The organism is Nocardia beijingensis NBRC 16342 (genome assembly GCF_001612785.1).
GTDB classification, from domain to species: domain Bacteria; phylum Actinomycetota; class Actinomycetes; order Mycobacteriales; family Mycobacteriaceae; genus Nocardia; species Nocardia beijingensis.
The window spans coordinates 225,503-240,109 of sequence record NZ_BDBC01000012.1 but is presented as its reverse complement, the minus strand read 5'-3'; the positions used below and the strand labels follow the sequence as shown (position 1 = coordinate 240,109).

The window sequence follows — 14,607 nt, the reverse complement described above, 5'->3', positions numbered from 1 at the left end:
CCGGCGATCGTCGCCGTGCTGGAAGGCGATTCCTGGGAGGCGCACGGTGACCACCGGATGACGTGCTTCCGCCGAGCGGCGTGGCTCGTGCCCTGACTTCGCCCCGCCCGCTCGACGGAAGCGCCGACCGCCACGCGTTACGCTCGCCGGCCGGGATCCCTCGACCCGCCTCGGTCCGGCGCGCATGTCCCCGGCGCGCGGCGGTGTGCCCACCGAGCGGATCCTCGCACCCTCCGCTCGGTGGGCGTCGGGGAGTCCTGCCGGCCAGCGCGGGCATTGACAATATCTCTCCGCGCACTTATGTTGACCGACCTGACAATCGTCGGAAACCCGCTGTGCCCGAACAGGAGCCACGTATGCCGGTAGCCGGTTCGACGCGCAGAGCATTCTTGCGCGCGGCGGGCTCCGGCGCGGCGGCCCTGTCCGCCGCGGCCTGTACCGGATTCGCGACCAGCGGCAACGGCGGCATGATCTTCCTGTCCACCCAGTTCCGTCCCGCCGACGAGGCCGAGCGGTTCCGCGCCCTGCTGGCGGCCGCCGCACCCGGCGTCGGCTACGTGACCATCGAGGAGAGTCCGTTCGCGGGCCAGGTGCGCAGCCAGGTCGACGCGGGCACGACCAGGATCGGCTTGCTCGGCGGTCTGCACGGCGACATCGCGCCACTCGCCGACGGCTACCTGGAAGACCTCACCGGATTGCTCGCCGACCTCGGCGGACGCGGCTGGCGCGCGGAATACCTGAACCTCGCGAAGGTCGGCACCGAACGCACGTGGTACATCCCCTGGGCCACAGCGAGTTACGTCCTCGCCGCGCATGCGGACGCGCTCGAGCACCTGCCGTCCGGCGTCGATGCCGCATCGCTGACCTACGACCAATTCCTCGACTGGGCCGTCGCCGCGCGGCGCGCCAACGGCAATCGCCCCGTGCTCGGGCTGCCCGCCGGCCCCAAGGGCCTGCTGCACCGGTTCGTCCAGGGCTTCCTGCTGCCCTCGTTCACCGGCGGCCAGATCACCACTTTCCGCTCGAAGGAGGCGGTGACGGCGTGGCAGTACCTGCGTGAGCTGTGGGCCAACTGCGCCCCGTCGAGCACGAATTCGGACTTCATGCAGGAGCCGCTCGACAGCGGCGAGGTACGGATGGCCTGGGACCACGTCGTGCGCCTGGTCCACGCGCCCGAGCGCGACCCGCGCGACTGGCGGATGCTTCCCGCGCCGCGGGGCGCGCACGGCCTCGGCTACATGGCCGTGATCGCCGGGCTCGCCATCCCCCGGGGCAGCACGGACCCCGAACTCGCGCAGCGGACGATCAGCACGCTGACCCGTCCGGACACTCAACTGCGACTGCTCCGTTCCAACGGCTTCTTCCCGGCGGTCGATACGGCGATCCCCGCCGACCTGCCCCCGGCCGTCCAGCTCGAAGCCGACGCGGTGCGCAGGCAGCAGGAGGCGCCCGGCGCCGTTCTCTCGCTGCCGCCGGTGGGTCTCGGCCAGCGGGAAGGCGAGGTGAGCAAGGTCTTCAAGGACAGCTTCCGCTCGATCGTGCTCGACGGAGCCGACATCCGCTCCACGCTGGATCAACAGGCCCGGGTGCTGCAAGGCATCCTCGACGAGCTGAAGGTGCCGTGCTGGGCTCCCGACCCGGCCGCCGACCTCTGCCGGGTGGGATGAGCCGTGCTGTCGCGTCTACGCTCCCCGTGGCTCCTGCTGCTGCCGTCGATCGTGCTGATGGCGGCCCTGTTCGGCTGGCCGCTCGTGCAGGCGGTGCTCGAAGCGTTCCGCGGCGGCGGCGGGTTCACCCTCGCCAACTGGGAACGGCTGTTCGACGATCCGTACGTGCTCACCGCCCTGCGCAACACCCTGCTGTTGATCGTCATCGTGGTGCCGGTCCAGCTCGCGCTCGCCGTCGGCATGGCCCTGCTCATGCAGGCCAGGCCACGGTTCGCCGACGGCCACTTCTACCTGTGGTGCCTGCCGCTGGCGATCTCGGAGCTGGCCGCGGGCCTGGTCTGGCTGTCGATCTTCGACAATCGCGGCTACCTGAACTCGCTGCTGGTCGGCATCGGGCTGTCCGAGGACGGCGTGCAGTGGCTCAGCTATCGCAACGCGGGCACCATGCTGCTGGCCGTGGTGGTCGCCGAGGTCTGGCGCGCCACATCGCTGGTGTTCGTCATCGTGGTTGCGGGCGTGCAGATGATCCCGCGCGACTACGACGAGGCCGCGCAGGTGTTCGGAGCCGACCTGTGGCAGCGGCTGCGGCATGTGACGCTGCCGCTGCTCGGGCCGAGCCTGCAAGTGGCGCTGATCCTGCGGACCATCCTCGCGCTGCAGGCTTTCGCCGTGGCACAGGCGTTGACCGGCCGGGACTTCCCGCTGCTGGTCGGCGAGACCTACGAGTGGTACGCGAATCTACAGAACCCCGCCGTCGCCAGCGCCGTCTCGCTGATCGTGCTGGCGATCTCGCTGGCCACCGCGGTGTTCTACCTGCGGGCGGTCCGGCAGCCGGAGCAGGCCCGGTGAGTCCGGACAGCGCGCGGCGCGCACTGCCGCCGATCGACCGCGCACCACTGCGCAGGCGTCGCAGGCGTGCCGTGTGGGTGCAGCTGGCCTGCACGGCGGTGAGCCTGTTCATGGCGCTGCCGATCGTGCTCATCGGACTCGCCGCCGTGTCCTCCCGCGCTGCGCTCACCGAGTTCCCGAAGCCGCTGATTCCCAGCGAGTTCTCCACCGAGACCCTGGTCTCGTTCTTCCGGGCCACGGGAACCGCGGGCGCGCTGGGCAATTCGGTGCTCGTCGGCCTCTACACGGTGTTCTGGTCGCTGGTGATCGGCGCGCCGGCCGGCTACGCGCTGGCCCGCAACGCCTTTCGCGGCAAAGACACCTACCAGGTCTTCATCCTCTTCGTGCGCGCACTGCCCATCGTGGTGCTGTCGGTGCCGCTGGCCACGGTATTCCTGCGGTTCGACGTGTACGACACGGTGTTCGCCGTGACGCTGGTGCACACCACGCTCGCGTTGCCGACCACCGTGCTCATCACGGCGAGCATCTTCGTCGCGGTGCCCCCCGATCTGGAGGAGGCGGCCCAGGTCTTCGGGTGCACTCGGTGGCAGGCCGCGCGCCGGGTCGTGGTGCCGCTGGCGCTGCCGGGGCTGGCCGCGTCGTCGATCTTCACCTTCGTCCTGTCCTGGAACGAGATCCTGGGCGCGACGATCGTGACGCTCGGCCACCGCACGCTGCCCGCGCAGGTGCTCACGGCGCTGGACGAGGCGTCGACCGCCTACCGTTTCGCGGGTGGCTTCGCGCTGATCATCCCGGCGCTGGTGTTCATCTTCGTGATGCGGCGCTACCTGGTGAACATGTGGGGGACGACGCTGAGATGACAGGGGTTCGCCGATGGCAGAGGTGATGGTCCGCGATCTGGTGAAGACCTATCCCGGTGGCACGGCCCGTGCCACCGACGAGGTCTCGCTGGAGATCGCCGACGGCGAGTTCATGGTGCTGCTCGGGCCGTCCGGCTGCGGCAAGACGACCCTGCTGCGCATGATCGCCGGGCTGGAGCTGCCGGACTCCGGGCAGATCGTGATCGGCGGCAAGGACGTCACCTATCTCGAACCGCGACGGCGCAACCTGTCGATGGTGTTCCAGTCCTACGCCGTGTTCCCGAACAAGAAGGTCGCCGACAACATCGGCTTCGGCCTGCGCGTGCACGGCGTGCCCGCCGACGAGATCCGGCGCAAGGTCGCCTGGGCCGCCGAACTGCTGCAGCTGACGCCCTACCTGGACCGGTACCCGGCGCGGCTGTCGGGCGGGCAGCGCCAGCGTGTCGCGGTGGCGCGGGCGATCGTGATGGACGCCGACGTGCTGCTCATGGACGAGCCGCTGTCCAACCTCGACGCCCTGCTGCGGTTGTCGTTCCGTGCCGAGCTGAAAAGGCTGGTCGCGGAGCTGGGCACCACGACCATCTACGTCACCCACGATCAGGTCGAGGCACTGTCGCTGGGCAACCGCGTCGCCGTGCTGCGGGACGGGTCGATCGTCCAGTGCGGCCCGCCGACCGAGGTCTACGACGATCCGGCGACCGAATTCGTCGGCGGGTTCCTCGGCAGCCCGCCGATGAACTTCCTCACCGGCACGGTCGCCGCGACCGAGAACGGGCCGCGCATCGACATCGGCGGCCAATCGCTCACGGTTCCGGCGGCGCTGTCGTCCTTCGTCGGCGGCACGCTCCGGCTGGGTATCCGGCCCGAGGCCATCGTGATGCGCGAAGGCCCCGCTGAGGCGACGGTGCGCGGGGAACTCGAAGTGCTCGAGCCGCTCGGCTCCTCGACCCTGCTCACCACCCGCGTCGGCGGGCAGATCGTGAAAGTGCAAGCAGCGCCCGGCTTCCGCGCCGCCGAGGGCGACACCACGGATTTGTACCTGCCGCCCGACGCATGCCGCTGGTATGACCCGGAGACGGGAATGCTTCTGCAATCCCGGTGATCCGATCACCGGCACGATGCTGGTGCGCAGGCCGTGCACCGACCAGGCCGTCGTCGGCGCTATACGACGGTGGCTCCGGTGACGTAACGCAGCCGCATATCCCAGACCGCGGCGCGCATGCTCAGCCGCATCACGGCCCGCGGGGTGAGCCGGTCGAACATCCGTAGCAGGCGCTGCCAGCGATCGAATCGATCTTGCTCGACGGCGGTCCAGGTGAAGCCGAGCTTGTCGCGCAGCTGTGCCGGGAGGTAGCCGACTGTCATGAACAGATTCCAGTCGCCGAACAGCGCCTGGAACGGTGCGGGAAGGAAGTCCAGGCGGGCGATGCCGACGAGGAATTCGCGCATCCGGTCGTCGAATTCGAGCCGATCGAGGCGGTTGTCCCGATACCGCTGGAAGGCCGCGCGATCAGCGGGCCACATCTCGCGCGGCACTTGCAGGGTGGTCGCGAAGACGGCCGCGGCCCGGTGGACGGCGTCGGGATCGTGGTAGGTGCGGCCACCGCGCAGCCGGCGGGTGTCTTCGAATACCGCGCTCATACAGGCCGCGACCCACAGTTGCAGGTGCGGATCGAACGCGTTGTAGCGCACCGGACTTCGCGACGACGACCGCACCTGAACATGCGCGCTGTCGACCGCCTCACGGTAGATGCGGCGGTCCTGGGCATTGCCCGCGACGGCCACCGCGATGTAGGTCATGGTGGTGCGACCGCGTTTGATCGGGTGCTTGTGGAGGTTGCCGCTGTCGACCTTGCTCTCCATGACACCGTAGGCGACTCCGGAGTCGGCGAGCTGCATCACGACGTTGGCCGCGCCGTAGGCGACTCCGGAGTCGGCGAGCTGCATCACGACGTTGGCCGCGCCGTAGGCCGGCGACAACCATGCCGAGATCTCGTCGGCGAGGAACAGCGTTTCGAGCGCGTCGGTTTCGCGTCGTCTCGCTCGTGGGGTCGTTGACGCGGCTCCCCAGGCCGCGGGGGATGGCTGGACCATGCTTTCGTCCTTCTCCGGCTTCTTCGACGGGACAACGGAAATCAGGGGAGCGCGGCGGTGCGGTGGGCGACCGGATGGCGGATCTTGTCCGGCAACAGCCGATCCAGCATCCGCACCGTGGCGACGGTGCGGTCGAATCGTCTCTCGCGCGCAGGTGACCACGTCAATCCCAGCCGGTCCCGCAACTCGGGCGGCATCATGCCCGCGGTGGTCGATCGGAGCAGTGCCGCCAGCGGAACGGCGAACCCGTTCCACACCGTTTGCGACAGATGGAGTTGCGGCGGCACCGGCATCGGCTTGCGGTCGAGTTCGAGCAGCAGATCGGTGGCGGCATTGCGTTCGAGGACGTCCGCGACCGTGCGCCGGTAGTACGCCCAGAATTCCGCGCGCGTTCGCGGGACGACACGGTCGGGAATGCGCAGGACGCCGGCGAGGTCTCGCCATTCCTGGAACAACGCCTCCTCGCGGTCGGTGTCGACACGTCCGTCGAACACTCGGCGGACCTCCGCCGGGCCCGCGTAACCGGTGGCATGCACCCACAGATAGGCGTCGGCGTTCAGCGCGTGGTAGCGGCGTCCCTGCGCGTCGGTGCCGGAGATGTCGCGGTGCACCTCGCGCAGCCGCAGCCCTTCGGCGATCGCGGCCTCGGACCCGTGGAATCCGTTGACCCGCCGTACCGACGCGAAGGTGCGGGTGATGCGCGCCCACCGATCGCTGAGGAACTCGGAATGATCGATGACGCCCGCGCCGACCACCGGGTGCGCCACTTCCAGAAGCAGCACGGCTCGGCTCGCCAGCACGGTGCGCCAGTCCACGCCCCATCGCCAGGTCGCCGAACCCGGGCCCACGGGACGTAGCGCGGAAGTCGTCACCGGTTCCGGTTTCATCGTCGACATGCTCAGCCGTCTCTTTCGGTGCCGAGTGAGGTCGGAAGACCTGAAGAAGTACGTCTCGCCATCCCGGGGAGGTGCCTGCCACCGTAGGAATGATAGAACGACGTCTTAATTCTATCATTCCCCCTACGTGTTTGCCCAGTGGATATGGATGGAGCGGGGGCTCAACGGCGCGCCCTGGCCTTGTGGCGCAGCGAAGAGTGATGCGCAGGCTGCATGCGATAGAGAAGTCGTAAATGTCTATCAATCGAGCGATGGACTTCGGGCCGCTGACTACGCACTCGATTCCGCGCCGCGATTACCGGGGAACTCCACCGCCGGATCCATGGGGCTCCCGTGCTGCCTGTGGGGCGTCGGCGGCTTGCCGTAGGCAACTGGTTGCGACCCGAGATCGGTATGGGTAGATTCCAACCGATTGCATATTGCAATCAGAAAGGATTCCGATGTCACCACAGGTTCGCGTGCAGAACTTCAACATCTCCAGCGACGGCTACGGCGCCGGGGAAGGGCAGACCTTGGAGCGGCCCTTCGGCCACGCGGATCCAGGCGCGCTGTTCTCCTGGTGCGGCGCCACCGCGCACTGGCCCAACCGGACCGACCCCGGCGGCACCTACGGTCTCGACGACTACTTCACGCGTGACTATCGCAACAACATCGGCGCGGAGATCATGGGGCGCAACAAATTCGGCCCGCAGCGCGGACCGTGGGACAACTACGACTGGCAGGGATGGTGGGGCGACGAGCCGCCGTTCCGCACACCCGTGTTCGTTCTCACCCACCACCCGCGCCCCTCGATCACCCTCGGTGAGACCACGTTCCATTTCCTCGACGCGTCTCCGAAGGAGGCGTTGGCTCGGGCTTTCGAAGCCGCCGACGGTAAGGATGTACGCATCGGTGGCGGTGTTTCCACCGTCCGCGAGTTCCTCGACGCGGACCTGATCGATCAGATGCACATCGCCGTCGCCCCGGTCGTGCTCGGCCGCGGGGAAAGACTGTGGGCCACCCCGGACGAACTCACCGACCGCTTCCATCTGGAACAGGTCCCCAGCTCCAGCGGGGTGGTACACCACTTGTTCTGGCGGCGCTGACTCCTGCCCGCGGAGTTTTCGCCGGGGTGAGCGGCGCCACTTCCCGGGTCAGGCCGAGAACCCGATGTACTCGCAGGACGGCGACGTCATCGAAGCCACGATCGCCACCGACGACAGCGCCATCGATCTGGGCCGCCTGCACACCACGGGACCGGTCCGATGTTCAGAGGCTGCCATCACCGGCCGGGGCGGCCCGCGACCCTGATCCGTCGCGCATCACCGGGGAGCCCCGGCAGCGCGGCGGGGGGCGACGGGGGAGGGGGTGAGTCACCGCGCAGTACTGTGAATCGTTCACCTGCGGGGACGGGTGGCCGGTTGGATGGGAGCACTGAGTACAGATGAACGACGAGCGACAACTCCTCATCCCCGGCGAGACTTGCTGGCAGATCGCCCGGGCCGATCGGCTGGCGTGCATCGTCGACGCGGCGGACTATTTCCGCTATGCCAAGTCCGCGATGCTGCAAGCCCGCAAGCGCATCGTGCTGATCGGTTGGGACTTCGATACCCGGATCAGCTTCGAACCTCGGGACAAGACGCTCGAAGGGCCCGATCGACTGGGTGAATTCCTGTCCTGGCTGCCGAAACAGCGCCCGGATCTCGACATCTACCTGCTGAAATGGAATATCGGCGCGATCGCGGCGATCGGCCGTGGGATGACGCCGATCTTCATCGTCAATTGGATGACCGATCGGCGGTTGCACCTGGAAATGGACGGTGCGCACCCGATCGGGTCGGCGCACCATCAGAAGATCGTCGTGATCGACGACGCGCTCGCGTTCTGCGGTGGTATCGACATGACCGTCGACCGCTGGGACACCAGCGACCATCGGGACGACAACCACTATCGAACCGAGCCGAACGGCACCAGGTACGGACCCTGGCACGACGCGACCACCGCTGTGGACGGCGCCGCGGCGAGGGCGATCGGCGAGTTGGCTCGGGCACGGTGGAAGGCGGCGACGGGACAGCAGTTGGACCCGGTCGACGAGATCGCCGGTGACGCCCCGTGGCCTGCGGGGCTGGAGCCGACGATGCGGTCCGTAGAGGTGGGCATCGCGCGGACCTTCCCCGAGCTCGCCGACCGCGCCGAAGTCCGGGAGGTCGAGGCGTTGTATCTGGCGGCGATCGCGGGCGCCAGGCGGTCGCTGTACATCGAGAGCCAGTATCTGGCCTCACGTACCCTCGCCGAGGCGATGGCGGCGCGGCTGCGCGAGCCGAACGGTCCGGAGATCGTGCTGGTGTTGCCGCGTCACGCCGACGGCTGGCTCGAGCAACAGGCGATGGATGGGGCCCGCCGCCGCCTACTGCGTGTGCTGTGGGAGGCCGATGTCGAGAACCGGCTCGGCGTGTATTACCCCGTCACCGAGGCCGGTGCGCCGATCTATGTGCATGCCAAGGTGCTGGTGATGGATGATCGGCTGTTGCGGGTGGGGTCGTCGAACCTCAACAACCGTTCGATGGGTTTCGACACCGAATGTGACCTCGCGGTCGAGGTCACCCCCGCTACCGCGGACGGTGACCTGCTGCGGGACACCATCCTCGGTATCCGGCGCCAGCTGATCTGCGAACATCTCGATGCCGAGATCGCCGACTTCGACGCCGCGTTCGCCGAGACGTCGTCGCTTCTGCGCACGGTCGAGACGTTGCGCGGTAACGGCCGGACCCTGGTGCGGTTCGAGCCGGCGACTGTCGAGGGCGAGGACAGCCCGCTTGCGGAGAACGAACTGATGGACCCTGAACGCACGCCACCGAGCGTGTGGAACAACCCGTTGCTCAGCTGGAGTTTTCGCAAGCTGAAGGCAGCGAGAGCGGAGCGCCGGTAGATCGTCGCGGTATGCCGGCTGCTTGTGCCGTGCCCTCAGTGGCATCCGGGCCGATTCGTGAGGTGTCCAGATCTGCCGAACCGGGAAACCGTGCCGCCTGCTCCGGTTCTAGCGTTGGCGCAACTCGGTTCGTCGAGCAGCCGAATGGGCGCCGGGACAGACGAACGGTTGGAGGAGACCACGCGATGAAACGAAGTTTCGACGTCGACGCCGGACGTGCCGCCGCACCTGTTGTCGGTCCGGTGCGAGCGCGCGCTGGAATGGGAGTGGTCTGCCGCCCGATGGCGCACGCGCTCGTCGTCCTGGCGGCCGTGTTCGCCGTGACCGCGGGCGTGGTCACGGCGGCAGCGCCCGCGCGGGCCGATGCCGCGTCGATCACCGGTTCGTGGGCGGAGGACGAACGCACGGTGCAGGTGCGGGTGCATTCCGCGGCGATGGGGCAGGACATCATGGTGAAGGTGCTGCGCCCGGCCGACCGTTCGGTCCCGCGGCCGACGTTGTATCTGCTGAACGGGGGCGGCGGGGGTCAGGACAGCGCGACCTGGCAGAAGAACACCGACGTGCTGCGTTTCCTCGCCGACAAGGACGTCAACGTCGTGCAGCCGGTGGGCGGGCGCTGGAGTTACTACACCGATTGGCGCGCGCCCGATCCGAAACTCGGTGTGTACAAATGGAAGACGTTCCTCACCGAGGAGCTGCCACCGCTGATCGACGCCGAGTTCGGCACGACCGGGGTGAACGCCATCGCGGGACTGTCCACCTCCGGTACCTCGGTGCTGCAACTGCCGATCGCCAAACCCGGCCTGTATCAGGCGGTCGCGGCCTACAGCGGGTGCGCGCAGGTCAGCGACCCGATCGGGCGCGAGTTCGTGAAACTCGCGGTGGAGAGCTGGGGCGGCGGCGACACCGAGAACATGTACGGCCCGCCCGACGACCCGATGTGGGCGGCCAATGATCCGTACCTGCACGCGGATCAGCTGCGCGGTATACGCCTGTTCCTGTCCACCGGAACCGGAGTGCCTGGAATGTACGACACTTACAACGGCGAGTATGCCCAGCCAGGACCGCGTGGATATCTGAACCAGCTGGTGTTGGGCGGGTTGATCGAGGCAGCGGTCAATTGGTGTACGCACAATATGCGCGACCGCTTGAACGCTCTCGGCATCCCCGCCACCTACGATTTCCAGCCCACCGGCACGCACTCGTGGGGGTATTGGCAGGAGGCACTCAAGGTTTCATGGCCGGTCTTGGCCGAAGGCCTCGGATTGCCACACTGAGCGACGGCTCCGTGGTCGAGAAGATGATGTGAGCAGCGGCTGGGCGGACCGCCCGTGGACGGGCTCAGTAGGAGGTGACATGCTCGCGCCGACCGGCCGGCGGACCGGCCTGCACAGCTCCGGGGATCCGTGCGGGTTCCGCCCGGAGGCGGCCGTGGCGGGATACTGGCCCGCATGACCCGCGTGCTGGTGGATCCGGACCTCCTTCCGGTCGAGTTGTGCCCGTATCTCGACGCCCTCGTCCGCCGCGCCCGCACCGTCTGCGGGCGCCATCTGGTGAGTGTGTTCGCGGTGGGATCGGTCGCGCTGGCGGACTATCGGCACGAGCGCAGCGACGTCGATGTGGTGATCGTCGTCGCCCCGTCGCTACCTGCGCAGGCCCTGCGTGATCTGGCCGAATCGCTGGCGCATCCGGCGCTGCCCTGCCCGGCGGCCGGGCTCGAACTCGTCGTCTACGGCGCGGATTTCGTCGCCGCACCGTCCAGTGCGGCCGGTTACCTCATGGACCTCAACACCGGTCCGATGTTGCCGAACCGCGTCAGTTTCGATCCGGCCGAATCATCGGCCTTCTGGTACGTCATCGACCGTTCCATCGCACACCAGACCGGGCGTCTTCTGTACGGCACTCCCGTGCGGCAGATCATGGCGGCGCCGTCGCGGCGCGACGTCCACGCCGCGCTCCTGGCTTCGGTTCGCGAACACGCCGGGGGAGCCGGCCATCTGGGCGACAACCGGGTATTGAACGGCTGCCGGGCGGTAGCGTTCTGCCGCACGGGCCGCTGGTCGGCCAAACGCGAAGCCGCGCAGACGATCGCGGCCTCGGAGAAAGACTTCGCCCCCCTCATCGAAACGGCACTGCGCAGCTTCCAACAACCCCGCTCGGCAGCACTCCCACTGCCGACCACCGATGTACGAACCTTCCTGGCTTGGGTAGGGGACCGCGTCGGCGAAGCCGCGACCCGGGCAGCTGGTGATCGCGTGGAAAACCACGGCCTTCCAGAGAGGTAGGAGACTTTCCTTCGAACTCGCAGGGGCAGGACAACCCATCTCGGTCTATCGCCGCTACTGACGGACTCAGCGGGAACATGGAATTTTGAAGATATGCGCATCTAGATATGCAATCGCCAAGATGAGGTCTCTCTGACCCACCACGCAAGGAGGAGGAGCCGAACGTCGGCCGAGCGGGAGAGCGCCGCAGTCGATGCTGCGGCTCCCTTCCCAGAGTATGTAACAGCGGAATCGCTTCACCCGGATAGCAGTGCGTCGCAGCCCCTTTCCCATGGGCAACAGGCGGTCCGGGTCCGGGACCGCCGCGACGTTCATCGCCAGCGTGACAGCGGCGACCGATGCCTTCTACGGATCGGTCGTGCAGCCGTTGCGGGGGTGGGTGCCGCCCGCGCCGAAACAACCGGAACCGGTCGAGGCCGACGCCATGACATCGGTGGACGCCTGAGCCGCGGCTGTCACTGCTCCGGTGCGCCAGCGCTGTGATGCACGCGCACCGGTAGGTCGTCGGCCCAGGGTTGGCGGGTCACCATGTCGGCGACTCGGACTTCGCCGCGCTCGAATTCGCCGGTGGCGGCGTCGACGAGGCGGTATTGCTGGGTCCGGCGGTGGATCGGCTGGGCGTCGAGGAGTACGACGCGCACTTCGCCGGGGCCGAAGTGGCAGCGGCGGTGCAGCGCGGCGATGAGTTGTTCGTTGTGCAGGTGGCCGTCGCCGAAGTTCCAGCCGATGGCGGTGCTGCAGATGCGCTCGCCGTCGGTGAGGGTGTACTCGTCTTCGCGGCCCGGGGGCATGGCGCGGTGGACGAGCGTGAACAAGGCGCGGCCGTGGGTGTTCATGGCACGGAAGGCGTACCCGAGATACATCGGGATCTGCGCCCGATCCTTGCCGTAGAACCGCTCCAGCTGGGCTTGCGGCATGCTGGCGATCGCGACGACGCCTCGGCCGATCTTCTCCGCGGCCGAGGGTTTGACGCACCACATGGTGGTGTCCCAGTTGCCCGCGTAGTAGCGCATGCCCGGCAGGAAGGAAATCTTGCGCGGGAACAGATTTCCGGCGATCACGATGCTCACGATCACGGCGAACAGCACTGCCACCGGCACGGGCTCGCGCAGGCTGCCCAGACCGAGATCGGCGTGCGCGACGAACAACGCGAGGATGCCGAAGATCATGAAGACGTTCCACTCCAGCGGGATGCCCATGGGAATGGCGGTGAGGATCGCCATATGGAAGCACACCATCACGATCGCGGCGATCGTCGTGGGCCAACCGCCGTGGGAGAAGAACAACACCAGCGGAACGCACATCTCGACGACCGTGCCGCCGTGGGCGAAGAGGCGGGACAACGGCCCCGGACGCAGATCGTCGGGGAAGCGTTCGAAGAACGCGCGCTTGAGCGGCTTCGGCCGGAACACCGGACTGTTGGACATCATCGTGGACACCACGAAAGGGAAATGCTTGTTGAGTTTCGAGGTGGCCGCACCCATCCAGATCACGACGAAGATCAGCTTCGCCGCGACGATCGAATCGGCTCCGGGGAGAAGGAAGGCGACCGTGAGGGTGGCGTAGACCTCGCCCCGGGCGGCCAGGAAGATCACCTTGTCGCGTAGCCCGAGTACCGTCAGCAGTCCGAGTACCGCCAGCACCTGCCAGTGCGGCAACAACCCCACGGTGGTGTCCAGTTCCGGTATCGGGCCGGTTCCGTCGGACAGCAACGCCACCGCTGTCATCGCCAAGAGCGCCGCGTACAGCGCGACGTCCACCGGCGTGCGGTTGTCGCCCTTGGTGAGCGGTATCCGTCCTGGCCACGGTGGCAGGCGAATGGTGTTGGGGCGCAACCAGTACAGGATCGAGCCGAACGGTGGGAAGTAGCGGTTGTTGAGCGGGCCGAATCCGCAGCCCAGGCCGACCACCTCGAACAGCAGCGTGTAGAGCACGATCTTCTGGAAGACGATCGGCTCCGACCACCAGGCGCCGATGTCGGTGAACCCGTCGACGCCGTCGGTGGTCAGCACGATCAGCCAGCCGCCGAGCGCGTAGAGGCAGATCTTGCCGACGTAGAACAGGTGCAGTGCCACCGGTGTGCCGAAGCCGACCTCGGCCCAGTGCCTGGCCATGGGGCGGATGCGCTCGGCGCGCGTGCCCTTGCTCCATTCGGCCATGTCGACCACCGGCAGGTCGGGCTCGAGAAATCCCATCAAGCACGCTCCGATCGCGAACGCCGGGGGCGTGGTCCGGGCCCCGAGGTTCCCGATACGGTGACAGGTGAGGCAGTTGCTGTCAACGACTTCCTTTGTCGCGCTCTTCCGTGGGGTCGGGCAGGATCGAAGTCATGGAGCCGATCTCGAAAACGCCGCTACCCACGAGCATCGACGAATTCCGCGTGCTCGCGCGGGCCCGCTTGGCCGCGTTCCCGCGCATCGAGGTCGCCGATCTGCCCGGTGTGCGCCGCGCGGCGGTGGTGCTCTGCGTGGTCGAGGAGCCCGACGGACCACTGTCGGTGATCGTCATCAAGCGGGCCTACCGTGGCCGCAACGCCGGACAGTGGGGTCTGCCCGGTGGCCGCTTGGAGGAAGGCGAGACCGCCGAACAGGCCGCCTTGCGTGAATTGCGCGAGGAATTGGGCCTGGACGCGGCTCCCGATGATCTGCTCGGCGCGCTCGACGACTTCCCCGCGGCATCCGGTTTCACGATCACACCCCTTGTTCTGGCGCTGACCGACGCGACGCGGCTCCGGCCGAATCCGGACGAGGTCTACTCGGCGCACCTGGTCGATCTGGCCCGGGTCGCCGCCGAGGACACCCCGCGCTGGGTGCGCGCCGAGGACGCGGTGCGGCAAGCGGAACTGCGCGACGACACCGCGCCCGCGGGCGAAGCGGGTCTGCTGCAGATGCGGCTCGGGCCGAACATGACCATTCACGCCCCCACCGGCGCGCTGCTGTGGCAATTCCGCGAAGTCGTCCTGCTCGGCACGGACCCCGCGGCGGCCAGAGTCGCCCACTTCGCGCAGCCGCAGTGGACCCACCGGTAGCACCGCGACGCTCGGTGCGC

Annotated in this window: 13 protein-coding genes and 1 pseudogene; 11 read left to right on the top strand and 3 right to left on the bottom strand. The window is 67.9% G+C overall.

The window, feature by feature from the left end:
- The first annotated feature begins 356 nt into the window (after positions 1 to 356).
- Genes NB3_RS08950 through NB3_RS08935 form a run of 4 tightly spaced genes read left to right on the top strand, consistent with a single transcriptional unit; the run spans position 357 to position 4,478 of the window.
- On the top strand, positions 357 to 1,667 hold the full coding sequence (locus NB3_RS08950) for an ABC transporter substrate-binding protein (RefSeq protein WP_067799365.1): 1,311 nt from the start codon (positions 357 to 359) through the stop codon (positions 1,665 to 1,667).
- A 3-nt stretch (positions 1,668 to 1,670) separates the two neighbouring features.
- Positions 1,671 to 2,516 carry a carbohydrate ABC transporter permease gene (locus NB3_RS08945; protein WP_218020560.1) on the top strand — a complete coding sequence of 282 codons (846 nt, stop codon included), beginning with the start codon at positions 1,671 to 1,673 and terminating at the stop codon, positions 2,514 to 2,516.
- Positions 2,513 to 3,376 (top strand): carbohydrate ABC transporter permease, encoded by an 864-nt coding sequence (locus NB3_RS08940; protein WP_067799362.1) that lies wholly within the window; start codon positions 2,513 to 2,515, stop codon positions 3,374 to 3,376. The genes NB3_RS08945 and NB3_RS08940 overlap by 4 nt, the downstream gene beginning before the upstream one ends.
- Positions 3,377 to 3,389: 13 nt before the next feature.
- Positions 3,390 to 4,478, top strand: coding sequence for an ABC transporter ATP-binding protein (locus NB3_RS08935; protein WP_067799359.1), 1,089 nt, complete (start codon positions 3,390 to 3,392; stop codon positions 4,476 to 4,478).
- A 59-nt stretch (positions 4,479 to 4,537) separates the two neighbouring features.
- On the opposite strand, the gene NB3_RS08930 is transcribed toward NB3_RS08935, so the two are convergent.
- On the bottom strand, positions 4,538 to 5,470 hold the full coding sequence (locus NB3_RS08930; RefSeq protein ID WP_067799356.1) for an oxygenase MpaB family protein: 933 nt from the start codon (positions 5,468 to 5,470) through the stop codon (positions 4,538 to 4,540).
- 41 nt (positions 5,471 to 5,511) lie between these two features.
- Complete coding sequence (locus tag NB3_RS08925; RefSeq protein WP_169810659.1) at positions 5,512 to 6,357, bottom strand: oxygenase MpaB family protein; 846 nt, start codon at positions 6,355 to 6,357, stop codon at positions 5,512 to 5,514.
- Positions 6,358 to 6,806: 449 nt separating this feature from the next.
- On the opposite strand from NB3_RS08925, the gene NB3_RS08920 reads away from it, so the two are divergent.
- From NB3_RS08920 to NB3_RS34025, 6 genes and pseudogenes are all read left to right on the top strand, one after another.
- Positions 6,807 to 7,451 (top strand): dihydrofolate reductase family protein, encoded by a 645-nt coding sequence (locus NB3_RS08920; protein ID WP_067799349.1) that lies wholly within the window; start codon positions 6,807 to 6,809, stop codon positions 7,449 to 7,451.
- 64 nt (positions 7,452 to 7,515) lie between these two features.
- Positions 7,516 to 7,656, top strand: coding sequence for a hypothetical protein (locus tag NB3_RS36100; RefSeq protein ID WP_157111648.1), 141 nt, complete (start codon positions 7,516 to 7,518; stop codon positions 7,654 to 7,656).
- A gap of 133 nt (positions 7,657 to 7,789) precedes the next feature.
- Positions 7,790 to 9,274, top strand: a complete 1,485-nt coding sequence (locus NB3_RS08915) for a phospholipase D-like domain-containing protein (RefSeq protein ID WP_067799346.1) — start codon at positions 7,790 to 7,792, stop codon at positions 9,272 to 9,274.
- 260 nt (positions 9,275 to 9,534) lie between these two features.
- Positions 9,535 to 10,551 carry an alpha/beta hydrolase gene (locus NB3_RS08910; RefSeq protein WP_084486021.1) on the top strand — a complete coding sequence of 339 codons (1,017 nt, stop codon included), beginning with the start codon at positions 9,535 to 9,537 and terminating at the stop codon, positions 10,549 to 10,551.
- A gap of 174 nt (positions 10,552 to 10,725) precedes the next feature.
- A complete protein-coding gene (locus NB3_RS08905; protein ID WP_067799341.1) occupies positions 10,726 to 11,559 on the top strand; it encodes a nucleotidyltransferase domain-containing protein in 834 nt (277 codons plus the stop codon).
- 265 nt (positions 11,560 to 11,824) lie between these two features.
- A pseudogene (locus NB3_RS34025) lies at positions 11,825 to 12,004 on the top strand (hypothetical protein); the annotation flags it as partial.
- Positions 12,005 to 12,014: 10 nt separating this feature from the next.
- On the opposite strand, the gene NB3_RS08900 reads toward NB3_RS34025, so the two are convergent.
- Entirely contained in the window at positions 12,015 to 13,754 is a 1,740-nt protein-coding gene (locus NB3_RS08900) for a DUF3556 domain-containing protein (RefSeq protein WP_067799338.1), read from the bottom strand.
- 134 nt (positions 13,755 to 13,888) lie between these two features.
- Between NB3_RS08900 and NB3_RS08895 the strand changes: the two genes are divergently transcribed.
- The gene (locus NB3_RS08895; protein WP_067799336.1) at positions 13,889 to 14,587 is read left to right on the top strand and encodes an NUDIX hydrolase; all 699 of its coding nucleotides are present in this window, start codon (positions 13,889 to 13,891) and stop codon (positions 14,585 to 14,587) included.
- Positions 14,588 to 14,607 lie beyond the last annotated feature (20 nt).